The following is a 22,654-nucleotide window of genomic DNA, read 5'->3' on the forward strand; positions in this document are numbered from 1 at the left end:
CGCAGGTTGTTCGAGCCCCGTTTGACCACGCTTGTCAGCGTTGGCTTGGCTGGGGCACTCTCTATCTATAGCAAAGATGCTGTAGCACAGAGGCTATGGCCCAGATCGTTTGCATAGATGAGTTGTAGAGCCATTTTTCCCGTGCTTGTTCAGTAACCCAGGCGATCCAATCACACGCCGCGCCGGGCTGGCTGGACGGGCAAACCGTTTCCAAGCCACGGAGAATGCCGATGTCCGATATCGATCTGCGCCTGCGCGAAGACGTGCACCTGCTCGGTGAATTGCTGGGCAATACCATTCGCGAGCAGTACGGCGATGCCTTTCTGGAAAAGATCGAGCGCATTCGTCGTGGCGCCAAGGCGGACCGTCGACGCGATCCGACCGGTGATGCGGTCAGTGCTGAACTGAGGTCCAGCCTGGACGACCTCGGCGAAGAAGAACTGCTGCCCGTGGCCCGCGCGTTCAACCAGTTCCTCAACCTCGCCAACATCTGCGAACAATACCAACTCATCCGTCGCCGCGACGAAGGCCAGCCCGAGCCCTTCGAAAACCTGGCACTAAGTGAGCTGCTGGAAAGGCTCACGGCCGCCGGTCATCGTCCCGAAGCACTGGCGCGGCAATTGGCGGCGCTGGATATCGAACTGGTGTTGACCGCACACCCGACGGAAGTCGCGCGTCGTACCCTGATCCAGAAATACGACGCGATCGCCGCACAGCTGGCCTTGCACGACCACCGCGACCTGACCACTGTCGAGCGCAAGGCGGTGCGCGAGCGACTGCAACGGTTGATCGCCGAGGCCTGGCATACAGAGGAAATCCGCCGCACCCGACCGACCCCGGTGGATGAGGCCAAGTGGGGCTTCGCGGTCATCGAAAACTCGCTCTGGCAGGCGGTGCCCAATCATCTGCGCAGGGTCGACGCCGCGTTGCAGGCCGCCACCGGGCAGCGTCTGCCCCTGAGTGCTGCACCGATCCGCTTCGCCTCGTGGATGGGCGGCGACCGCGATGGCAATCCCAATGTCACGGCCAAGGTTACTCGCGAAGTGCTGTTGTTGGCGCGCTGGATGGCGGCCGATCTGTTTCTGCGCGATGTCGATCAGTTGGCTGCCGATCTGTCCATGCAACACGCCAGTGCGCCGCTCATGGCGCAGGCGCCCGACAGCAGCGAGCCTTACCGCGCGGTGCTCAAGCAACTGCGCGAGCGTCTGCGTGCCACGCGCCACTGGGCCCAGGCATCGCTACCGAACACTCAGCCGACCGACGACCAGGTGCTGCAGGACAACCGCGAGCTGATCGAACCGTTGCAGTTGTGTTTCGACTCGCTGCATGAATGCGGCATGGGCGTGATCGCCGATGGACCCTTGCTCGATTGCCTGCGCCGCGCGGTGACCTTCGGGCTGTTTCTGGTGCGTCTCGATGTGCGCCAGGATTCGACCCGCCACCGCGGTGCTTTGAGCGAGATCACCCAATACCTCGGGCTGGGTCGCTATGACGACTGGGACGAGGACGCGCGAATCGAATTCCTCGTGCGCGAACTGGCCAATCGCAGGCCGCTGCTGCCCACCTGCTTCGAACCCAGCGAGGACACTGCCGAAGTGCTGGCCACGTGCCGGGAAGTCGCGGCAGCCCCGGCCGCATCGTTGGGCTCCTACGTGATTTCCATGGCTGGCGCAGCTTCTGACGTGCTGGCGGTGCAGCTTCTGCTCAAGGAGTCCGGGCTGCGCCGGGCGATGCGCGTGGTGCCGCTGTTCGAAACCCTGGCCGACCTCGACAATGCCGGGCCGGTGCTCGAACGCCTGCTGCAGCTGCCGGACTACCGCAGCCGTCTGCAAGGCCCGCAGGAAGTGATGATCGGCTACTCCGATTCGGCCAAGGACGCCGGGACCACGGCGGCCGCCTGGGCGCAGTATCGGGCGCAGGAAACCCTGGTGAATATCTGCCAGGCCCATGGTGTCGAGCTGTTGCTGTTCCACGGTCGCGGGGGCACCGTGGGCCGGGGCGGCGGCCCGGCCCATGCGGCCATCCTGTCGCAGCCACCGGGTTCGGTGGCCGGGCGCTTCCGCACCACCGAGCAGGGCGAAATGATCCGTTTCAAATTTGGCCTGCCGGACATCGCCGAGCAGAACCTCAACCTCTATGTAGCCGCGGTGCTGGAAGCCACCTTGCTGCCGCCGCCTTTGCCCGAGCCGGCCTGGCGCACAGTGATGGACCAGCTGGCGGGGCAGGGCGTCAAGGCGTACCGGCAGGTGGTGCGCGAGCATCCGCACTTCGTCGAGTACTTCCGCCAGGCCACGCCCGAACAGGAACTGGGTCGGCTGCCATTGGGCAGCCGGCCGGCCAAGCGTCGGCAGGGCGGGATCGAGAGCCTGCGGGCCATCCCGTGGATCTTCGGCTGGACCCAGACACGGCTGATGCTGCCCGCCTGGTTGGGATGGGAAGCAGCTTTAGGCGCAGCGCTGGAACAGGGTGAAGGCGAGCGACTGGCTTCGATGCGCGCGCAGTGGCCGTTCTTCCGCACGCGCATCGACATGCTCGAAATGGTGCTGGCCAAGGCCGATGCTGAAATTGCCGCGTTGTATGACCTGCGTCTGGTCGAGCCTGACCTGCAACCACTGGGGGTCGAGCTGCGCGACCTATTGTCGCAGTGTTGTGCGGCAGTACTGACATTGACCGGCCAAACGCACCTGCTCGCCCACAGCCCGACGACGCTGGAGTTCTTCCGTCTGCGCAACACCTATCTGGATCCGCTGCACCTGCTGCAGGCCGAATTGCTGGCTCGTTCGCGCACGCGAGAAGCGGCGCTCGACAGCCCTCTGGAACAGGCGTTGCTGGTGACCGTGGCCGGTATCGCCGCCGGGTTGCGCAATACCGGCTGAGCCAGGCGGTCGACGGGTACGACCTGCCCGTGCCTGGGCAGCTGTGACCCAGGGTGCAACCGATTGGCGGTGGCACCCGGTGCAACCCCTGCCAGGCAGCCTCTTCAGGGGCGGGTGCCTGCGACTTTCGGTGGCTTGTGTGCCCCGTGCACGCTGTGTATCTTGATCAGCCTTTGGCCGTTCTGCGGCCATCATTTTTTTGGGAAGGGCTTCTGCCGTCAGCGCGGCGGAAGCAGATCTGACGACTATCTATAAAAATCGAGAGGAGCACATCGATGCGCGTGATTCTGCTGGGAGCTCCCGGGGCCGGTAAAGGTACTCAGGCGAAATTCATCACCGAAAAATTCGGTATCCCGCAAATTTCCACTGGCGACATGCTTCGCGCTGCCGTCAAGGCCGGTACCGAGTTGGGCGTCATGGCCAAGAGCGTCATGGACAGCGGCGGCCTGGTGTCCGACGACCTGATCATTGCCCTGGTGAAGGAGCGCATTGCCCAGCCCGATTGCGCCAGCGGCTTCCTGTTCGATGGTTTCCCGCGCACCATTCCCCAGGCCGAAGCCCTGGTCACCAACGGCGTGGAGCTCGATCACGTGCTCGAGATCGCCGTCGATGACGAAGAGATCGTCCAGCGCATCGCGGGTCGTCGTGTCCACGAAGCTTCGGGCCGCGTCTACCACACCGTCTACAATCCGCCGCGCGAAGAAGGCAAGGATGACGTGACCGGTGACGCGCTGGTGCAGCGCAAGGACGACACCGAAGAAACCGTGCGCCATCGCCTCTCGGTCTACCACTCGCAGACCAAGCCGCTGGTGGCTTTCTACCGCGAGCTGTCGGCCGCGCAGGGCAAGCCCAAGTGCAGCCACGTCGAAGGCGTCGGCTCGGTGAACGACATCACCGCCAAGGTGCTTGCCGCACTGAGCTGAATGAAAGGCGTCGACACCTTTCGTGTCGGCCACCGCCTTGCCGTGAACGGCCCGCTTGCGGGCCGTAGTTGTCTATAATCGCTTCCTTCCCACACACATTGCCTGGACCCTTTCGATGACCACCCTGCTGGCCCTGGACACTGCCACTGAAGCCTGCTCCGTCGCCTTGCTGCATGACGGCAAGGTGTCGAGCCACTATGAAGTGATCCCGCGCCTGCACGCGCAGAAGCTGCTGCCCATGATCAAGACCCTTCTGGCCGAGGCAGGCGTGGCGCTGACGGCGGTCGATGCGATCGCGTTTGGCCGCGGGCCGGGCGCGTTCACCGGTGTACGCATTGCGGTAGGGGTGGTCCAGGGCCTGGCGTTCGGCCTGGATCGGCCGGTCCTGCCGGTGTCCAACCTGGCCTTGCTGGCTCAACGCGCCTGGCGCGAGCACGGTGTGAGTCAGGTTGCGGCTGCCATCGATGCACGCATGGACGAGGTGTACTGGGGTTGCTATCAGGAGCACGCTGGGGAAATGCGCCTGCAGGGCGAGGAAGGGGTGTTTGCGCCCGAACGGGCCCAGCTACCGGCCCAGGCCACGGGAGAGTGGTTCGGTGCGGGAACCGGCTGGACCTATGCCGAGCGGATCGCCGTAGCCACCGTGGGGCGCGACGCCGACCTGCTGCCCCATGCCCAGGACCTGCTGGAGCTGGCCCGCTTCGCCTGGGCGCGCGGCGAAGGACTGCCCGCCGATGGTGCCCAGCCGGTTTATCTGCGCGACAACGTCGCCACTCCGAAAAAGTCGCTTTTGTAGTACGCTTCGTCGGCGTTCACGCCTGTAGTGCGCATTTCATCGGCAGAATCTGCCATAGAGATAAAACTTTGTCGCAATTTGTGGTCTAGTGATCACCTGAGTCGCAGCCTGACCGGCGCCGGCTTCTTTCGACGATCGAGTGAACCTGATGCGTATCGATGGTGTTTCCTCCCAGCCTTACCCGATCAAGCGCAAGCCGCTTGCGGATAAAGCGCGGGTGCAGGATGCCGTTGACGATATCGAAGGCGAATTCGAAGTCCCTGCGCAACCCACCCCCCAGCGCTCCCGCGCTCGGGGCGCCAGTGTTCCTGCACGCCAGCAGGACATGATCTTCCCTCGTTCGATGAGCCGCCGCGCCGCTGACGCCTTGGGCATGTACCTGAGCACTCAGGGCTTCGTCGAGTGGGATAACGAGGTGCTGGGCCTGGACGTGCATATCTGACTGTGCCCAGCCTGCCTTATTTCATCGGTTGTCCTTCGTGGAGTGAAAACGCCTGGCGCGGTGATTTCTACCCGCACGATGCGCGTCCGCCCGATTTCCTCTCCCTGTACGCCCAACTGTTCAATGCCGTGGAGGGCAACACCACCTTCTACGCACGCCCTGCGCCCAGTACCGTTGAACGCTGGGCCGCGAGCATGCCGTCGGACTTCCGCTTCACCGCAAAACTGCCCCGCGACATCAGCCACGGCGGTGACCTGCGCGAGCAGTTGGGCGCCGCCGAGGACTTCTGCCGCTTGCTCGATCCATTGGGTGAACGAGTGGCGCCGCTGTGGTTGCAATTGCCGGCTTCATTCGCGCCTTGGCGACTGCCGGAGCTGATGGGCTTCATCGACATCCTGCAACGGCCGATTGCCGTGGAAGTGCGCCACGGTGCATTTTTCGCCCGTGGCGACGAAGAGCGTCTGCTCAACAACCTGCTGCGCGAGCGCACTGTCGAGCGTATCTGCCTGGACCCGCGGGCCTTGTTCAGCTGCACCTCGGACGCACCCGCCGTGCTTCATGCCCAATCCAAGAAGCCCCGTGTGCCGCCACGTCCGACGGCTTTCAGCAACAGCCCGCAGGTACGCTTCATCGGTCATCCGCAGGTGCAGGCCAACGAGCCGTTCCTGACGCCCTGGGTCGAGAAGATCGCCGGCTGGATCGAGGAGGGGCGCACCCCCTACATCTTTCTGCACACGGCCGACAATCTGTTCGCCCCAGCCCTGGCCCGGCGTTTCCACGAGCGCCTGATGGAACGTTTGCCGGGGCTGCCGGCCTTAAGGGAACTGCCTCCGGAGCCCCAGACGGCGCAGCTCGGCCTGCTCTGACCCGGTACTGCAGTGGTTTCCTTCAGCCATGCCGAACCGAGGCCGATGTGTCGAGATTGCTGATCATTCTGTTGCTACTGGCCGCAGCCCCGGTTGCCGTCTGGCGAGGCTGGATAGAGGTGCCCGACCCGTGGAATCCGTGGGCGCCGCTGGACATCGCCGAGCCAGTGAATTTTCTGACGCGCTACAAGCTCAGCCGGTTGCAGAGTGATCCCCAGCTTTGTGTGCAGGCCCTGGCAACGTCTACCGTGCGCTACAGCCAGCAGGCCGACAGTGCGGCCGATGCCAAGTGTCCGTTGGTGAATGTGCTGCGCGTGCAGGGCAGCGAGGTCAGGTTGAGCAGCAGCTTCCTGGCGACCTGTCCGGTCGCCGTGGCGTTCGCGATGTTCGAGCGTCAGGCCCTGCAGCCGGCTGCGCAAGCCGTGTTCGGCCAGGCGGTGACCCAAGTGGATCATCTGGGCAGCTTCGCCTGCCGCAATGTCTACGGTCGCAGCGAAGGACGCCTGAGCCAGCACGCCAGCGCCAACGCGCTGGACATCGCCGGTTTTCGCCTGGCCGATGGTCGGCGCATAAACGTCCTCAAGGACTGGCCCGGCGACAGCGCCAACGCGCGCTTCCTGCGTGAGGTACGCGACGGGGCCTGCAAGCATTTCAATACCGTCTTGGGTCCCGATTACAACGCCGCCCACCGCAACCATTTTCACCTCGATATGGGACGCTGGAGCGTGTGTCGTTGATCGTGTTCGTTCCCGGCTGTTGCGGTGCACCCGGACGCGGCTCGCGCCGCTGCTATAGGGGTGTGGGTACCGCGGGGCGCTTGGACGCGGCAATTTTGGTGCCTCTATAGCAGCGGCGCGAGCCGCGTCGGCGGTGCATGCGGTGCAACTGGATGACCCCGGCGTCGGTCAAACCGCTTGAAGCGTGTTGTTCAGCACAACCGTGCTTCTGTAGCAACGGCGCGAGCCGCGTCGGCGGCGCATGCGGTGTAACTGGATGAACCCGGCGTCGGTCAAACGGCTCGACGCGTGTTTTTCAACACAACAGTACTTCTGTAGCAGCGGCGCGAGCCGCGTCGGCGGTGCATGCGGTGTAACTGGATGAACCCGGCGTCGGTCAAACCGCTTGACGGGTATTGTTCAGCACAACAGGGCGCATCCAGCTCAGGTCCAGCGCCAATGCGTGGCATTGCTCGTCGAGGGTCGCCTGCGCAAGCGGCTCCGACGTCTGGGCCAACTGCCAATCCAGTTCGGCGATCGGCAGGTGCAACGCGCGGGGGGCAGGGGCCGGGCCTGGGTTGGATGCCTCGGTCCCATGACTTAGCACCAGTGGCCGAACCCAACGGCTGTCGAACGCCAGGTGAGCCTGCTGCGCCAGCACGTCTTCTTCGGGCAATGGCTCGGCGGCCTTGTCCAGCAGGGTCAGGTCCAGCTCGGCCTTGGGCAGAAACAGCGGCTCGGGTGGCTTGACCTCCGTCTGCCGCACATCGCACAAGCGTTGCATGAGAATGTGCGCCAGAATCTCGCTCCCGGCGCTGGGTTCGTTCGCCGATTCGCTGGCGCCCGTTACAGATTCCTGTCTCTGAGCTTGCCCTTCGCCATGCTCGGTCAATGCCTGGGCGAAGAAGTCCTGCCACAGCGCGCTCGCAGCACCCAGGGTCTGGATGTTGTGCTGGCTGAAGTCGCCGGTGGGCGAAATGTAACCTGGCGCTGTGGAATTGATGACGGACATGGCACTCGGCACGCTTGGGCTCTGGCAAAATGCCTGGCAAAGTTCTTATCGGCGGCATACGCCGATCTTTTAGCCTTTCGATACAGGAATCTTCAGTGGAGCAGCAAGCAGGTGGTCGCATCCAGGTTCAGGCGCAGAACGAGGTCTGCGAATCGCAAGCCGAACGGTGGGCAAAACGCCTGGAGCTGCCTCGCCAGTTGGCCGACGCCGATTTCACCCTGGAGGTCGGCGAAAGCGGCCTGCAATTGCAGCAACTGGGCGCGGACGCACCAGGCCCCGTGCGGGTCGATTTCGTCGAAGGCGCCGTGGCCCATCGGCGACTGTACGGCGGCGGCAGTGGCCAGATGATTGCCAAGGCCGTGGGCGTGCAGCCCGGTGTGCGGCCGCGGGTACTGGATGCCACGGCGGGACTGGGTAAGGATGCCTTCGTGCTGGCCAGCCTGGGCTGCGACATGAGCCTGGTGGAGCGCCAGCCGATCATCGCCGCGTTGCTCGAAGACGGTTTGGACCGCGCCCAGAATGACCCGGAGGTGGGGGCCATCGTCGCACGGATGCGGCTGCTCAAGGGTAACTCGATCGAGGTCATGCAGCAGTGGCAGGGTGATGCCCCCCAGGTGATCTACCTGGATCCGATGTTTCCCCATCGGGAAAAAAGCGCGCTGGTAAAGAAGGAAATGCGCCTGTTCCGACCGCTGGTGGGCGATGACATGGATGCACCGGCCCTGCTGGCCGCTGCCTTGGAGCTGGCCACCCACCGAGTGGTGGTCAAGCGACCGCGCAAGGCACCGTGCATCGAGGGCAGCAAACCCAGTCATGCCCTGGAAGGCAAGTCCAGTCGCTACGATATCTACCCGAAGAAAGCGCTCAAGCCAGCATGAGAATTAGCCTTGTACTGTAGGCATCGGCGAGCTTCCGTACCCATGGGTGCGTAGGAACGGTCCTGATTTTTTCCGTGCCGGTTTTAGCCCGGCACGCTCAAATAGAATCAAGTCTCATTTGTAATGAGGCTGTATACATGTACCGTTCTACAGGAGTTTGCACGTTGCCCCGCCGTTCGGCGCTGGGCTTGGCGTTGATCGGTTGCGCCGCCGGTGCCAATGCCCATGAGGGGCATGAAGTGATGGAGCTGGACAAGCTGAGCGTGACGGGCAAGCAGGCTGCGCCGCCCTACCAGGTCCAGCGTTCGGCCTCGGCCAAGTACGCCGTGCCGTTGCTCGACGTGCCGCAAACGGTGACCGTGGTCCCGCGTCAGATTCTGCGCGAACAGAACGCCCTGGGCCTGCGCCGGGCGCTGTCCAACATCTCCGGGATTTCCTTCAATGCGGGCGAGGGCGGCGGGGGGTCGGGCGACAGCATCAATATTCGAGGCTTCAGCGCCAACGCCAATCTGCAGATCGACGGCCTGCGCGATTCTGCCCAGACCAGCCGCAGCGACCTGTTCAACCTGGAACAGGTCGAGGTCATCAAGGGGCCCAGCTCGGTGTTCGGCGGTGCCGGCACTACCGGTGGCGCCATCAACCTGATCACCAAGCTGCCGCTCGCCGACAGCTTCACCGAACTGGGCGCAGGTGTCGGCACCGATCGCTATCGTCGCCTGACCCTCGACACCAACCAGCCACTGCACGACCTCGGCGACGGTACCCTGTTTCGCCTGAACCTCATGGCCCACGAGAACCAGGTGCCGGGTCGCGACCGTATCGAACAGCAACGCTGGGGCCTGGCGCCTTCGCTGACGTTCGGGCACGGCAGCGATACACGCCTGACCCTCAGCTATTTCCACCAGAGCGATGACAACCTGCCCGACTACGGCGTGCCTGCCCGCGATGGCAAGCGTCCGTCCGGGGTCAAGACAAGCCACTACTACGGCTGGCGCAACCTGGACCAGGAACGTGCCGACACCGACAGCCTGACGGTCAAGTACGAGCACGACCTGAACCCGGACTGGACCGTGCAGAACCTGGCGCGACTGAGCCAGGTCGACCGCGATACCACCGTGTCTGCTTCCCACGTCAAGCTCGCCAAGCTCCCGGCAGGCCGCTACCTGCCGGCCGGGCCGCAAGCCTACCGGCGCGATGTGCACACCCGTCTGGCCATGAACCAGACCAGCCTCACCGGGCACTTCGACACCTTCGGCCTGGGCCACACCCTGGTGGTCGGTGCCGAGCTGTCGCGCGAAACCTACGACCGCAAGGCCTCGGGTTATGCCGTGGAGTCCTTCTACCCGGCGAACGGCTACGAACTGGCCAACCCACCGGGCTATTGGAGCGGACCGAAGGTCAAGTCGCCCACCAGTGTGGCGCATAACAGCATGGAGGATCGGGCACTGTACGTGTTCGACACCCTGGCCCTGAACGAGCAGTGGGACCTCAGCCTCGGCCTTCGTTATGACCATATGCGCGCAGAGGCCAATAGCCGCTCCTCTAGCGGCGTTCGTGCACAGGCCGGCTCTATCGATGGTGTCTTCAGTAAACGTGCCGGTCTGGTCTACAAACCCACCGAGAACGGTCGCTTCTACGTGGCCTACGGCACTTCGTTCAACCCCTCGGCCGAAAACCTGCTCACCTCCGGCGGCGGGTTATCCGAAAGCACCCACAGCCTGGAACCTGAAAAGGGCAAAACCTGGGAACTGGGGACCAAGTGGCAATTGTTCGATGAGCGTCTGCAACTCGAAGGCGCATTGTTCCGCGTGGTCAAGGACAACGTTCGCGAGCGCTTGAGCGACGGCACCAACCTGCTGGCGGGCAAGCAGCGGGTGCAGGGTGTGGAGCTGGCTGCCACCGGTAAGTTGACCGAGCAGTGGCACGTGTTTGCCAACTACACCTTGCAGAACAGCGAGACGCTCAAGTCGGTAGCTTCGCCCAAGCGTGTAGGGCAGGCGCTGAGCAATACCGCCCCGCGTTCCTTCAACCTGTGGACTGCCTATCAGCTTCCCGGCGACATCACCCTGGCCTACGGTGTGCGCCATGTCGGCAAGCGCAACCTAACATCCCAGGATCAAGCCAAGCTCGAGGCCTACTGGGTGCACGATGCCATGCTGGGTTACCAGGCCTCGGACAACCTCGAACTGCAGCTGAACCTGAGCAACCTGACCAACAAGCATTATGTCGAGCGGGTGCGTACGGTCATCGGCAGCGACAGCCGCTCTTCGGCCGTGGAGTACGGCGACGGTCGCGCGGCGGTGCTGAGCAGCGTCTATCGATTCTGACCACCGCCGCTGTCTCGGTTACCGCGCAGCGGCGTCCATGCGGATGCGCAACGGCTGTTCATCCTTGCCATCCAGCGTCACTCCGTGATGCTGGGTGCTGATGAACAACAGGCGCCCATCGGCTTCGACGCGGGCACTCACGGCATAACGATGACCCGGTTTGACTTGAGCCGGGTCGTATTCCAGCTTGAACGGCAGTGGCACCTGGCCTGTGATGGGGCCGCTTTGCCGGGCCAGGGCCACGGCAGGTGCGTCCGCAAGAGACACGTCCTGCAGGCTCACGGTCAAGACCGCCGAAGGTGGCAAGGCGATGCGCTGCAGATAGAACGCTTCCCCTTCCAAGGTGGCTTTGCTGGCAGGCTGCAGGCTGCTGCAGGCGCCGATGAGGGCACTGAGTACGATCAGTGAAAGGCGTTTCATGGGCTATCTCCGTTTACAAATTTAAGTCGTCAGGCAAAGCATAGGCAATGAGTGCCGACGATCACAGCCCGTCGGCGGCTTGCTCGCTGCGGTGCAGCGCGACTTGACGGATCGACAAGCGAATCTCCGCCGGCAGCACCCGTTTGGCGGCCCCCTCGGCCAGTTCGTCGAGCAGCGGGTGGTGGCTCAACTTGCCTTGGGCATCACGGCGCAACACTTCCTGATCGAGCAGGGTCTGGATGAAGTGGCGGAACAGGCTCTTGTCGAAAAACTCCGGTGCGTTCAGGCCATGCAGGATCGACAGGCGCTGGGCCATGGTCGTGCACAGGTCTTCCAGCTCCTCGGCGCTGAGGGTGTTCTGGCCGGCGTTGAGCAACAGGGCAATCGCCATGTAGAAGCGCTGCAAAGTCTGGGCGATGGCGCGCGACAACAGGGTCAGCAGCACGAACTGGCGCGAGCTGGGCGCGGGACGCAGGTAAACGCCGTTCTCCAGGCGCAGCAAGCCCTGCTCGACCAACGCCTGCAGCCATTGGTCGACCACCTCGTCGAGCTGCTCGTCGTTCCAGCGTATGAACAGTTCGGCCTGCAGATAGGGGTACAGCGCATGGGCGTAACGCAGGATCTGTTCGCGGGTCATGCGCGAGGTGCTCTGGAAGAAGCTGGCCAGCAGCGCGGGCAGGGCGAAGATATGCAGCACGTTGTTGCGGTAATAGGTCATCAGCACCGCATGCTGTTCATCCAGGTACAGAATCCTGCCCAGGGCATCGCGCTGTTCGGACAGCAACTTCATGTCCTGGACATGGGCGATCAGGCTGCGCGCGTCCCCTTCGGGCACGGTGGTGTGAGGCGAGTAGGGCACTTTGCGCAGTAGCGTCAGGTACAGGTCGAGTACCCGTTCCATGGCGCCTTCGTCCAGCGCCAGCTTGCTGGTCGACAGCAATGCCAGTGCCACCAGGTTCACCGGGTTGATCGCCGCAGCCTCGTTCATGTGACGGGCCACGCGGATGCCCAGGCGGTGCGTGGTCTCGTTCAGCCAGTCGGGCTTGAACTGCGGTGCCAATTCCTGCTCGCGCCAGCCAGGCTGTTGCTCGTCGAGAAAGGCCTGGAGCTTGATCGGCTCGCCAAAATTGACTGCCACCTGGCCAAAACGCTGCTTGAGGGCGCCGATGACCTTGAACACGTCCAGAATGGACTCTTTCTTCTTGGTCGCTCCACGCAGCTCGCCCAGATAGGTGCGGCCTTCCAGCACCCGCTCGTAGCCGATGTAGACCGGCACGAAGACGATCGGCGTACGCGAGGAGCGCAAGTAGCTGCGCAGGGTGATGGCGAGCATGCCGGTCTTGGGCTGCAACATGCGTCCGGTGCGTGAGCGGCCGCCCTCGACGAAGTACTCCACCGGAAAACCCTTGGTGAACAGGGTGTGCAGGTATTCGTTGAACACCGCGCTGTACAAGGGGTTGCCCTTGAAGGTACGACGCATGAAAAACGCGCCGCCACGGCGCAGCAGGCTGCCGATCACCGGCATGTTGAGGTTGATGCCGGCGGCGATGTGGGGCGGGGTCAGGCCGTTCTTGAACAGCAGGTAGGACAGCAGCAGGTAGTCGATGTGGCTGCGGTGACAGGGTACATAGATGACCTCGTTGCCGCGCGCAACGTCCTTCACGCCATCGATGTTGTTGACCTTGATGCCGTCGTAGATCTTGTTCCAGAACCAGCTGAGCACCACCTCCAGAAAACGGATAGCCGTGTAGGTGTAGTCCGAGGCGATTTCATTGCCATAGTGCAGCGCGCGGGCCTCGGCCTTTTCCAGCGTGATGTGCTCGCGCTCGGCTTCCTCGGCGATGGCCTGGCGTACCAGGGGATCGCGTACCAGGCCTTTGACCAGGTGGCGGCGATGGGAAATGTCGGGACCGATGACGGAGGTCTTCAGGTTGCGGAAGTGCACCCGCAGGATGCGCTGGGCCATGCGCACCGTCCGCTCGTGACCCTTGTTCTGCTGCACCAGTTCGGCCAGATGGATCGGCTCGGAAAACTGTACGCGGGTCTTGCGCCCCAGGATCAGGATGCTGACCAGCTTGCGCAAGCGCCCGGTGACCGCCCAGCTGTCGGCGAACAGCAGCTTCCAGGGGCTGGACTCGCTGGCTGGCGATTGCCCCCAGAACACGCTGACTGGAATGATCTGCGCATCTTCGCCGGCGTTCTGTGCCAGCGCCGTGACCAGCCGGGCCAGGGTAGGCGGGGCGCCCCGTTTGTCCTGACGACCGAGCCAGTCCGGGTCCGGGGTGAGGTAGAACACCGCCGTAGGCTCCATGAGGTCGCCGATGGCCACGGGCAGTACCGGACGGGGCAGGCCGGCCTTGGTGCATTCGCGGTCGACCACGGCAAGGTCGGTCAGCGAGGGCGACTGCAAGGCGTACAGCACCGGCCGGCTGCGATCCAGATTCAGAGTAAACGAAGACTGGTTGATGGTTTCGGAACGAACCCACAGGTACAGCAAGCGGCGCAAGGTGCCGAACACAAGACGGTGCAGAGGTGAGCGGGTCATAGGCCAGGGCTTGGGGGAAAACGCTACTTTACCGGGTTTTGTGTGTGGAAGGCATCGAGGTGTATCAGTGGCGCGTCCGTTTGCCCATGCCGGTTCCAAGCCGTTTGGGATCTCGGAGGAATTATCATGCCGCTTGATAGCCCAGTGCCTTACCTGGGGTTGACCATCAACCGAGATTATTCATACAAGATGATTGCGCCTTGCGAAGTCGGCCAGGTACAGCACCGATGGCGCGCTGAGTTTCTTGATCAGCCGGATCTTGTAGGTGCTGATGGTCTTGTTACTCAGCAACATGGCATCGCCGATCTGCTTGTTGCTCTTGCCATGGGCCAGTTGCTGAAGAATGGCCAGCTCGCGGTCCGATAGGCTGGCAATCAGTTTTTCATCGGGCATCGCGCTGCCTTTGGTACATGCAGCATCGAGGCGTGTGTCGGGGAAAAAGCTGTAACCATTCATCACGGCGTTGAGTGCCTTGCTCAGGTCCTCGAGGTCGTTGGTTTTCAGGATAAACCCCGAGGCACCTGCTTGCAGACAACGTTGCGAGTAAAGCGCGGCCGGTTGCGCCGTCAACACCAGAAACTTGCACGGTACTCCCAGGGCAGTGACCCGAGCCATGACGTCCAGGCCATCCAGCATGGGCAGGCTGACGTCCAGAATCATCAGGTCGGGCCTGTGCAGCCGAGCCAGTTGCACGGCCTGTACGCCGTCATTGGTCTGCGCGACCACATGGCCTTTCTGTTGCTCGACCAGCGCCGTGACGCAGGCGCGTATGAAGGGATGGTCGTCCACCACGATAACTTTGAACATGAGGGCTTCTCTTTGCCGAGGTGGAACGGCTGAGACGGATGTGCTCCTGAGCCGGGTGAAAAGTTGGATAGGCCGCGTGACTTGGATCGTGCATAACCCGGCATGCACTGTACTTGTAGCATGGTTCACCTCCTGTCTTTGCGCAAGTTTCAGGCCATAAGTTTTTGTTCTTTTCTTGCGCACTAAGACTGCAGGCGCTCTAGGTGCCTCAGTGATCAATCGCGCTGTAAGCAATGTTCTGCTTACGAGCTTTTTGATAAGTTTCTTACACTCCTGTAGTTAAAGTAAGTCTCGTGAAAAGTTGTTTTCAATTATGAGCTTTTCGTCGCCGTGCTGCCGGCACGATCCCCGTTGCGCTACCGCAATGGTAAGCGTTTTACAAGGTAGGTAAAACCAATCCAATTACGCGTCGTGCAGGAATTTTAGGAGATTTCTTATGGTCCGGTAGGAAACTTCCTGCTCTGCCCTCAACTATATTCGCTATCTCTTTCAGAAGTATTCCGGTTGGTCGCGCCGCAGATTCGGTGTTCCGGTTGAACTTCTGATAGTGCCGAGTGGGTGATGCGAAGTTTCCCACTTCCCGTTCCAGTAGTTGCTATCCCGGAGATACAATCATGCGCACCACCTTGCTCGCCAGCAGCTTTCTGGCCGCCGCAGCCCTGGCTCCCCTGGCCCATGCTGTAGACGGCACGATCAATTTCACCGGCACCATCCTGGATGCCGCCTGTACGGTCGACCCCGGTTCCGCGAACCAGACCGTACCCTTGGGGAACGTCAACAAGAGTGCCTTTGTCACTGCGGGTGATCGTGCGTCCTCTGCCCCGTTCGTCATCACCGTCAACGCCTGTAACCCAGCGATCACTCGGGTTGCGGTGCGTTTCGACGGCCCGACCGCACCCGGCAACCCGCAACTACTGGCTCTCAGCGCCGGCGGCACTCCAGCGACCGGCGTGGGTATCGGTATCTACGAGGCCGTTACCGACACGCTGGTGCCGCCGGGCACCAAGTCAGTTGGTATCGCAGCCCCCGCCGCTGGCAGCGCCGCCAACCTGGAGTTTACCGCCCGATACGTATCGACCGTTGAAACCGCGGCCATCACGGCGGGACCGGCCAACGGCACTGCCACCTTCACCCTGGATTACAACTAGGCCCTGCGGCCGTCGCGGGGCAGTTCGCTGCCCCGCATGCCCGTCCGCCGCAATCGCATCACCAGAGGGCCCCCCTATGCGGATCATTCGTAACCTGCTTGTCACGCTGTGGGTCTTTACACTGACAGCTCCGGCGCTGGCAGGCATAGAGGTAGGTGGAACCCGGCTGGTCTTCGAGGCGCAGAAGGGGATGGCTAGCCTCTCGATTAAAAACCCGGACAAAAACACCCCCTATCTCATCCAGTCCTGGCTCGACAACGGGGATGAAAAAGTCATCGGCAAGATTCCTTTCCTCGTGACTCCGCCTTTGTTTCTGCTGAGTGCCGGCCAGGAAAACCAAGTCCGCGTCATCAACACCGCGCTCGTGCCAACAGACCGCGAGAGCCTGTATTGGCTCAACATCAAGTCCATCGCGCCCGGCAGTAGCGGATCCAACCAGCTACAAATTTCGGTGCGCACCCGCATCAAGATGATCTATCGACCCGTGGCCATCAAAAAGACTGCAGCGGACGCCTACAAGCAACTGACAGTTGCCCGCAGCGGCAATCGTTTGACCTTCACCAACCCCACCGCGCATTACGTCTCGTTCTTCGACGTGAAGGTAGGTGGTACCGCTGTGGACGAGCCGAGCATGGTTGCGCCCTTCGCCACCTACTCGATGAATGTCTCGAGCAGCCAGGTTGGCAAGGTGAGCTGGCGTGCGATCAATGACTACGGCGGACGTACCGAAGAGGTGACGCGCTGATGCGCCTGCCAGCCCAGCTGTATCGCGGCCTGACGGCGCGGACGGTGCAGGCGTGCTTGCTGAGTACCTGCTGGCTGCTGTCACCGATGTCGGCGCGTTCGGATGAGAAGTTGATCTTCAACCCGTACTCGCTGGATGCCCGCGGCGGTGGCGTCGCGGCCGACCTGGAGGTGTTCTCGCGAGGCCAGCAGCTACCGGGTGAATACCCCGTGGACATTTACTTGAACCGCATCCGTGTCGCCAACCGCAGCGTTACCTTCGTGATGGAAGACAGCGTGTTGCGCGCACAGCTGACGGTGCAGGAACTGACCGACATGGGCGTCAATACGGCCGCCTTCGCGCCGCTGGCGGCACTGAGCCCGCAAGCCATCGTCACCGACCTGGGCAGGTATATTCCGCAGGCCAGTACCCGGTTCGATTTTGCGCACCAACGGCTGGACGTGCTGGTACCGCAAGCGTCGTTGCGTTTCGATGCGCGCAACGCCGTTGATCCTTCGCGCTGGGATCAAGGCTTGCCAGCGTTCGTGATGAACTACAACCTGACCGCAGCCCGCAGCAGCTACGACGGCGGTGGTGACGCCAACAACGCGTTCCTCAACCTTGGCACCGGGGTCAATCTGGGCGCCTGGCGCTTGCGCAACAATTCGACGTACACCTACACCCGGAACAGCGCCACGCGACGCCTGTATAGCGACGACGAGTACGATGATGAATTCAATGATGCTATGACCCGGCAGGGCAGCCGTCGCAGTTGGCAAAGCATCAATACCTACGCCCAACGCGATATTCAGCGTTTGGGCGGCCAACTGACCTTGGGCGAGGGAACCACCTCAGGCACGGTGTTCGACACTATTCAGTACCGCGGTGCGCAGTTGGCATCAGACGACAGCATGCTGCCAGACAGCCAGCGTGGTTTTGCTCCAGTGGTGCGCGGCATTGCCAACAGCAGCGCGCAGATCACCGTGCGCCAGAACGGTTACGTCATCTACCAGACCTACGTGGCACCCGGCCCCTACGTCATCCGCGACCTGTACGCGACCGGTGGTTCAGGCGACTTGCAAGTCACCGTGCGTGAAGAAGGCGGCAACGAGCGTACCTATATCCAACCTTATTCGTCTGTACCGCTGATGCAGCGCGATGGCCGCCTGCGCTACGAGTTTACCGGCGGCCAGTACCGTTCCTCTTACGGTGACGCCAGAGAACCAGGGTTCGGGCAGGCCAGCCTGGCCTACGGAATCAGCAACACCACCACGGTCTACGGCGGGCTCACGGGTAGCCCGGATTACGCTTCCGGCCTGTTCGGCGTAGGGCAGGGGTTGGGCCGTCTGGGTTCGGTATCCTTCGACGTCACCCAGGCCAACACGCGTTTGCAGGATGGCAGCCGGCACCAGGGCCAGTCCTATCGGGTGCAGTACGCCAAGGACGTCTTTCAGAGCGGCACTACCTTCACCCTGGCCGGCTACCGTTATTCGACGTCCGGCTTCTACGACTTCAATGAGGCCAACGAGATCGTCCCCGACGTGATGGATCGCTGGCGCTGGGGATACAACAAGCGCAGCCGCACGCAAGTGCAGATCAGCCAGTCATTGGGCGAATACGGCAGCCTCTACGTCAATGCCTATCAGCAAGACTACTGGGGCCTGAGCGGTACCGAGCGCAACCTGAGTGCGGGCTACAACGTCAGCTTCACCAACGGGGTCAACCTCGGGCTGTCGACCACCAGTTCCTTCACCCCTGGCGGCCGGGGGTCGGATCAACACTATGTGCTCAGCGTGCAGATACCCCTGAGCTTCATGGGCAGCAGTTGGGCGACCCTCAGCACCCAGACCGACAGCCGCAACCGCACCTCGCAAAGCGCGACCGTCAGTGGCCAGGCGCTGGAGGACAACAACCTCAATTACGCCGTGCGTCAAAGCGTCGGCAATCAGGGCATGGGCAAGGGTGGCGGCGCCAATGTCACCTACAAAGGGACCTACGGCAATGTGCAGGCGGGCTACAGCTACACCGATGACAGCCAGCAGTACACCGCAGGTGTGCAGGGCGGGGTGATCGCGCACCCGTATGGCGTCACGCTTTCGCAACCGTTGAGCGAAACCGTGGCGCTGGTCAAGGCTGCGGGTGCCTCCGGTGTTCGGGTGCAGAACCAGCCCGGCGTCAAGACCGACTGGCGCGGTTACGCGGTGGTGCCGTATGCCACTACTTACCGCGAAAACCGGGTAGGCCTCTCGCCTGACAGCTTGTCCGAGGATGTGGACATTCCCGAGACCGTCAAGACTGTGGTGCCTACCCGTGGCGCCGTGGTGTTGGCCGATTTTCAAACGCGGGTGGGCAGTCGCGTGCTGGTGACCCTTCGCAATGAAAACGAATTCGTGCCTTTCGGTGCCTCGGCCAGCCTGTTCGGCAGAAACCCCGACACCGGCGCTGAGGAAGAGATCGGTGGCGGCATTGTAGGCGGGCAGGGTGAGTTGTATTTGAGCGGGGTGCCGGACGAATCGCAGGTGCGGGTGCGGGTGCGGTGGGGCAGCGAAGCGGATCAGCTATGCACCGCGAAGTTGACACTGGCCGGGGCTGAAACAACGGGCCCGGTGAAAGTGCTTGGCGCCGACTGCAATACGCGCTGAGCGGGCCATATCTCATTTCTTGTTACGGAAAAGGGCCTTAAATGAAAGCGATCATGCTGGTGAGCGTCCTGTGCATGGCGTCATTGCTGTGGGCAACGCCTGCGTTTGCGGTCTGCTCCACCCAGCCGGACGGTCAGCAAAATGGTTACGCGTTCAACATTCCGCCTATTTCGCCATCCCCCACGGCGGCCGTCGGCAGCATTATCTGGCAGGAGGCCGTCGACAATATCAATACGGTCAAGGTCTTCTGCTCTGCGCGCAATGACTCGTTCCAGGTGTCGTACAGCCAGTTCACGGCGCCGGTTGCAGGCATCACCGGCGCGGTCGCCACCAACGTCTCCGGGGTGGGGCTGCGGCTACGCATCGCGTTCCTGTATCCAGGCGTGAACAATTTCTACCCGCCGTTCATCAACATCATTGCCATGGGTCCGCGCTATGTCGATGCTACGCGTGCCACCCTTGAACTGATCAAAACAGGACCGATCAGCGGGGGCACGGTGTCCGGTGGCACGATCGCCCGCGGTCCCGGTACAGGGGCCGGGCGCGATCTGTTTCTGTTCACCATGTCGGCGGCTTCGGTGTCACCCAGGACATGTGCGGTCAACCAGTCTGTGGTCGACGTGCCGCTGGATCAGGCTTCGCTCAGTCAGTTCACCGGGGTCGGCAGCACGGCTGGTGACAAGGCGTTCGATATCTCCCTGCAATGCGACCCCAATGTCAGAGTCAGCGCGCAGATCGATGGCAACGCCGTCGGCGCGTCGGCGCCGGGCGTATTGCGGCTCACCCCCGTGGCGGGCTCGGCCACCGGCGTCGGCGTGCAGGTACTGCGGGGCGCAACGCCAGTGACCTTCGGGGTAATGACCGCGTTGGGCACTGCACAGGGCGGCACGTTCCTTGCGCAGTACGTGGCGCGTTACTACCAAACCACGGTTGGCGTGACACCCGGCGTCGTTCGCGCCACGGCCACGTTCACCCTGAAGTATGAATAGCGCGAGGAAGGCAGACCGGTATCAGCTGGTACGCCAGGTGATCTCTTCCTCGCCATCGTCGCTGACGCGAATCCAGCGGTCGGCGTGCTCTTCGCCTTCTTCTTCCACCCAGCTGCCCGGTGCGCAACGCACCTCGACATTGAGCGCCTTGAAGGCTGCGCGGGCGCAGGCGATGTCGTCGTCCCAAGGGGTCTTGTCGCTTTCCAGGTACAGGCTGTTCCACTTGCCTACCGCCTTGGGCAGCCAGGTTACCGGCACGTTTCCTGCGCGGCACTTCCAGGTCTGGCCCTTCTGTTGCCAATCGCTGCAAGGGCCCAGGGCTTCGCCGAGCCAGGCGGCGATGGCCTTGTGATCGACGTCGGCGTCCTTGAGGTAAATCTCGATATCAGGTTGGCGCATGGGTAGGCTCGCTCAGTCTTGACGCACAAAATAATCGTAGCGCATGGATACCGTGACCACGAGCGGCCGCGGCTGTTCGATCACCGCGGCGCGTCGCTCGGCGCTGGCGCGCCAGCCGTGGGGGGTCATCGCCAGCAGGTTGGCGCGCGATTGCGCGTCGATCAGCTTGAGCTTGAAGGTCAAGGTTTCATGGTGGGCATGCTGCATGCCCTCAGGCACCTGCAACAGGTGTTTGTCGTCGACGTAGTCGCGTACTTCGTCATACAGCTGCTCGCGCAGCTCCATCAGGTGGCCGCTGGTGGGCCCCACACGCATCAGACCGCCCCCCGGCGCCAGCAGGCGCTTGGCTTCGTCCCAGTCCAGCGGGCTGAACACGCTGGTCAGGAACTGACAGCTGGCATCGGCCAGCGGTACACGCGCCATGCTGGCAACCAGCCAATGCACCGACGGCGCTCGCTTGCAGGCGCGCTTGACCGCCTCGCGAGAGATGTCCAGGGCATACCCGTCGGCGCGCGGCAGGGCCTGGGCGATCTGTTCGGTGTAGTACCCTTCGCCGCAGCCGATGTCCAACCAGCGCCGTGGCCAGCGTTCGGCTGCAAGCTCGGCCAGGCGCTGGGCCACGGGCGCGTAGTGGCCTTCGTTGAGGAAGTCGCGGCGGGCTTCGACCATGGCTTGGTTGTCGCCGGGGTCGCGGCTGTTCTTGTGCTGCACCGGCAGCAGATTCAGGTAGCCCTGGCGCGCGCGGTCGAAACGGTGGCCGCTGGGGCAGACCATGCCGTTGTCGGCATTGGCCAGCATGGCGGTACAGAGGGGGCAGGTGAGCATCAGGCGAGTAACTCGACGAGGGTCTGGTAGTAGATCTCGGTCAGCACATCGAGGTCGCTGGCCAGGATGCGTTCGTTGACCTGGTGGATCGTGGCATTGACCGGGCCGAGCTCGACCACCTGGGTGCCCAGGGTGGCAATGAAGCGCCCGTCGGACGTGCCGCCGCTGGTCGAAGCCTGGGTCTCGCGGCCGGTGACGTTCTTGATGCTGGCGGCCACTGCATCCAGTAGAGCACCCGGCTCGGTCAGGAACGGCAGGCCGGACAGCGCCCAGTCGATGTGCCAGTCCAGGCCGTGCTTGTCGAGAATCGCAGCCACGCGTTGCTGCAAGCCTTCGACGGTGGACTCGGTGGAGAAACGGAAGTTGAACACCGCCGTCAGGTCACCGGGAATGACGTTGGTGGCGCCGGTGCCGCTGTTGAGGTTGGACACCTGAAAGCTGGTCGGTGGGAAGAATGCGTTGCCGTCGTCCCAATGCTCGGCGGCAAGCTCGGCCAGCGCCGGGGCCGCCAGATGGATCGGATTGCGGGCCAGATGAGGATACGCCACATGGCCCTGCACGCCGCGCACGGTCAAGGTCGCGCCGAGTGAGCCGCGCCGGCCGTTCTTGACCACATCGCCAACCAGGGCGGTGCTCGACGGCTCGCCGATGATGCACCAGTCCAGACGTTCGTTGCGGGCAGCGAGGCGTTCGACCACCGCCTTGGTGCCATGGTGGGCCGGGCCTTCTTCGTCGCTGGTGATCAGGAAGGCGACCGAACCGCGATGGTTTGGATGGTCGCCGACGAAGCGCTCGGCGGCTACCAGCATGGCCGCCAGACTGCCCTTCATGTCGGCCGCGCCGCGCCCGTGGAGCATGCCCTGCGCGTCGATCACGGCCTCGAACGGAGCGATCTGCCAGGCCTGGGTGGGGCCGGTAGGTACCACGTCGGTATGCCCGGCGAAGCACAGCACCGGACCGTCCTGGGTACCGTGAGTGGCCCAGAAGTTATCCACCTCTTCGATGCGCATCGGCTCCAGCGCGAAGCCGGCCTGCCCCAGGCGCTGCATCATCAGCTTTTGACAATCGGCGTCCAGGGGCGTGACCGAAGGGCGGCGGATCAGGTCGCAGGCGAGCTGCAGCGTGGGCGAAAGGTCGGCGGCGGCCGTCATGGAAACTCCGGAAGCAGGGGCGGGCAAAGGGGCGATATGGTAAAGCAAAAACGCATGGGCCAACACCGCACGCCCGCTGGCGGCACTTTCGCGTCCCGAGACCTACATCGCTGTGCGCGCGTTCGTTGGGTATGGCAACCGATCTCTCATGTCTTGACCCGCGCTTGG

General features: G+C 63.0%; 19 protein-coding genes. 12 read left to right on the forward strand and 7 right to left on the reverse strand.

The window, feature by feature from the left end; all coding sequences use genetic code 11:
• Positions 1-230 precede the first annotated feature (230 nt).
• The 6 genes from ppc to ASF66_RS13745 all read left to right on the forward strand — a co-directional run bounded on the left by ppc (position 231) and on the right by ASF66_RS13745 (position 6,640).
• Positions 231-2,876: a phosphoenolpyruvate carboxylase gene (ppc, locus tag ASF66_RS13720; protein WP_056844231.1), complete on the forward strand. Its 2,646-nt coding sequence runs from the start codon at positions 231-233 to the stop codon at positions 2,874-2,876.
• A gap of 275 nt (positions 2,877-3,151) precedes the next feature.
• A complete protein-coding gene (gene adk / locus ASF66_RS13725; RefSeq protein WP_056844232.1) occupies positions 3,152-3,799 on the forward strand; it encodes an adenylate kinase in 648 nt (215 codons plus the stop codon).
• A 115-nt stretch (positions 3,800-3,914) separates the two neighbouring features.
• On the forward strand, positions 3,915-4,595 hold the full coding sequence (tsaB, locus tag ASF66_RS13730) for a tRNA (adenosine(37)-N6)-threonylcarbamoyltransferase complex dimerization subunit type 1 TsaB (protein WP_056844233.1): 681 nt from the start codon (positions 3,915-3,917) through the stop codon (positions 4,593-4,595).
• Between the two features lie 148 nt (positions 4,596-4,743).
• On the forward strand, positions 4,744-5,037 hold the full coding sequence (locus tag ASF66_RS13735; RefSeq protein WP_049861304.1) for a hypothetical protein: 294 nt from the start codon (positions 4,744-4,746) through the stop codon (positions 5,035-5,037).
• Positions 5,034-5,903 (forward strand): DUF72 domain-containing protein, encoded by an 870-nt coding sequence (locus ASF66_RS13740; protein ID WP_056844234.1) that lies wholly within the window; start codon positions 5,034-5,036, stop codon positions 5,901-5,903. Before ASF66_RS13735 ends, ASF66_RS13740 begins: the two co-directional genes overlap by 4 nt.
• Positions 5,904-5,950: 47 nt before the next feature.
• Positions 5,951-6,640, forward strand: coding sequence for an extensin-like domain-containing protein (locus ASF66_RS13745; RefSeq protein WP_056844235.1), 690 nt, complete (start codon positions 5,951-5,953; stop codon positions 6,638-6,640).
• A 376-nt stretch (positions 6,641-7,016) separates the two neighbouring features.
• On the opposite strand, the gene ASF66_RS13750 is transcribed toward ASF66_RS13745, so the two are convergent.
• Positions 7,017-7,631 (reverse strand): hypothetical protein, encoded by a 615-nt coding sequence (locus tag ASF66_RS13750; RefSeq protein ID WP_056844236.1) that lies wholly within the window; start codon positions 7,629-7,631, stop codon positions 7,017-7,019.
• A 95-nt stretch (positions 7,632-7,726) separates the two neighbouring features.
• Here ASF66_RS13750 and ASF66_RS13755 point away from each other — a divergent pair, with 95 nt between their 5' ends.
• Entirely contained in the window at positions 7,727-8,509 is a 783-nt protein-coding gene (locus ASF66_RS13755) for a class I SAM-dependent methyltransferase (protein WP_056844237.1), read from the forward strand.
• A gap of 137 nt (positions 8,510-8,646) precedes the next feature.
• Positions 8,647-10,836 (forward strand): TonB-dependent receptor, encoded by a 2,190-nt coding sequence (locus ASF66_RS13760; RefSeq protein ID WP_056844238.1) that lies wholly within the window; start codon positions 8,647-8,649, stop codon positions 10,834-10,836.
• Positions 10,837-10,854: 18 nt separating this feature from the next.
• On the opposite strand, the gene ASF66_RS13765 is transcribed toward ASF66_RS13760, so the two are convergent.
• The 3 genes from ASF66_RS13765 to ASF66_RS13775 form a co-directional block, all read right to left on the reverse strand.
• Complete coding sequence (locus ASF66_RS13765; protein ID WP_056844239.1) at positions 10,855-11,256, reverse strand: YbaY family lipoprotein; 402 nt, start codon at positions 11,254-11,256, stop codon at positions 10,855-10,857.
• A 61-nt stretch (positions 11,257-11,317) separates the two neighbouring features.
• Positions 11,318-13,801, reverse strand: a complete 2,484-nt coding sequence (plsB, locus tag ASF66_RS13770; protein WP_056844240.1) for a glycerol-3-phosphate 1-O-acyltransferase PlsB — start codon at positions 13,799-13,801, stop codon at positions 11,318-11,320.
• A gap of 180 nt (positions 13,802-13,981) precedes the next feature.
• A complete protein-coding gene (locus ASF66_RS13775) occupies positions 13,982-14,608 on the reverse strand; it encodes a response regulator transcription factor (protein WP_056844241.1) in 627 nt (208 codons plus the stop codon).
• Positions 14,609-15,222: 614 nt separating this feature from the next.
• Here ASF66_RS13775 and ASF66_RS13780 point away from each other — a divergent pair.
• From ASF66_RS13780 to ASF66_RS13795, 4 genes are all read left to right on the forward strand, one after another.
• Entirely contained in the window at positions 15,223-15,756 is a 534-nt protein-coding gene (locus tag ASF66_RS13780; protein ID WP_056844242.1) for a fimbrial protein, read from the forward strand.
• Between the two features lie 76 nt (positions 15,757-15,832).
• Positions 15,833-16,501 (forward strand): fimbrial biogenesis chaperone, encoded by a 669-nt coding sequence (locus ASF66_RS13785; protein WP_056844243.1) that lies wholly within the window; start codon positions 15,833-15,835, stop codon positions 16,499-16,501.
• Positions 16,501-19,122 carry a fimbria/pilus outer membrane usher protein gene (locus ASF66_RS13790; protein ID WP_056844244.1) on the forward strand — a complete coding sequence of 874 codons (2,622 nt, stop codon included), beginning with the start codon at positions 16,501-16,503 and terminating at the stop codon, positions 19,120-19,122. Before ASF66_RS13785 ends, ASF66_RS13790 begins: the two co-directional genes overlap by 1 nt.
• A gap of 41 nt (positions 19,123-19,163) precedes the next feature.
• Entirely contained in the window at positions 19,164-20,111 is a 948-nt protein-coding gene (locus ASF66_RS13795) for a fimbrial protein (RefSeq protein WP_056844245.1), read from the forward strand.
• 21 nt (positions 20,112-20,132) lie between these two features.
• Here the strand turns inward: ASF66_RS13795 and ASF66_RS13800 are convergent, their stop codons facing one another.
• Genes ASF66_RS13800 through dapE form a run of 3 tightly spaced genes read right to left on the reverse strand, consistent with a single transcriptional unit; the run spans position 20,133 to position 22,486 of the window.
• Positions 20,133-20,510, reverse strand: a complete 378-nt coding sequence (locus ASF66_RS13800; protein WP_056844246.1) for a hypothetical protein — start codon at positions 20,508-20,510, stop codon at positions 20,133-20,135.
• Between the two features lie 12 nt (positions 20,511-20,522).
• On the reverse strand, positions 20,523-21,335 hold the full coding sequence (locus ASF66_RS13805) for a putative RNA methyltransferase (RefSeq protein WP_056844247.1): 813 nt from the start codon (positions 21,333-21,335) through the stop codon (positions 20,523-20,525).
• Entirely contained in the window at positions 21,335-22,486 is a 1,152-nt protein-coding gene (gene dapE / locus ASF66_RS13810; RefSeq protein ID WP_056844248.1) for a succinyl-diaminopimelate desuccinylase, read from the reverse strand. Before dapE ends, ASF66_RS13805 begins: the two co-directional genes overlap by 1 nt.
• Positions 22,487-22,654 lie beyond the last annotated feature (168 nt).

It is taken from the genome of Pseudomonas sp. Leaf129 (assembly GCF_001423465.1).
GTDB lineage: Bacteria > Pseudomonadota > Gammaproteobacteria > Pseudomonadales > Pseudomonadaceae > Aquipseudomonas > Aquipseudomonas coleopterorum.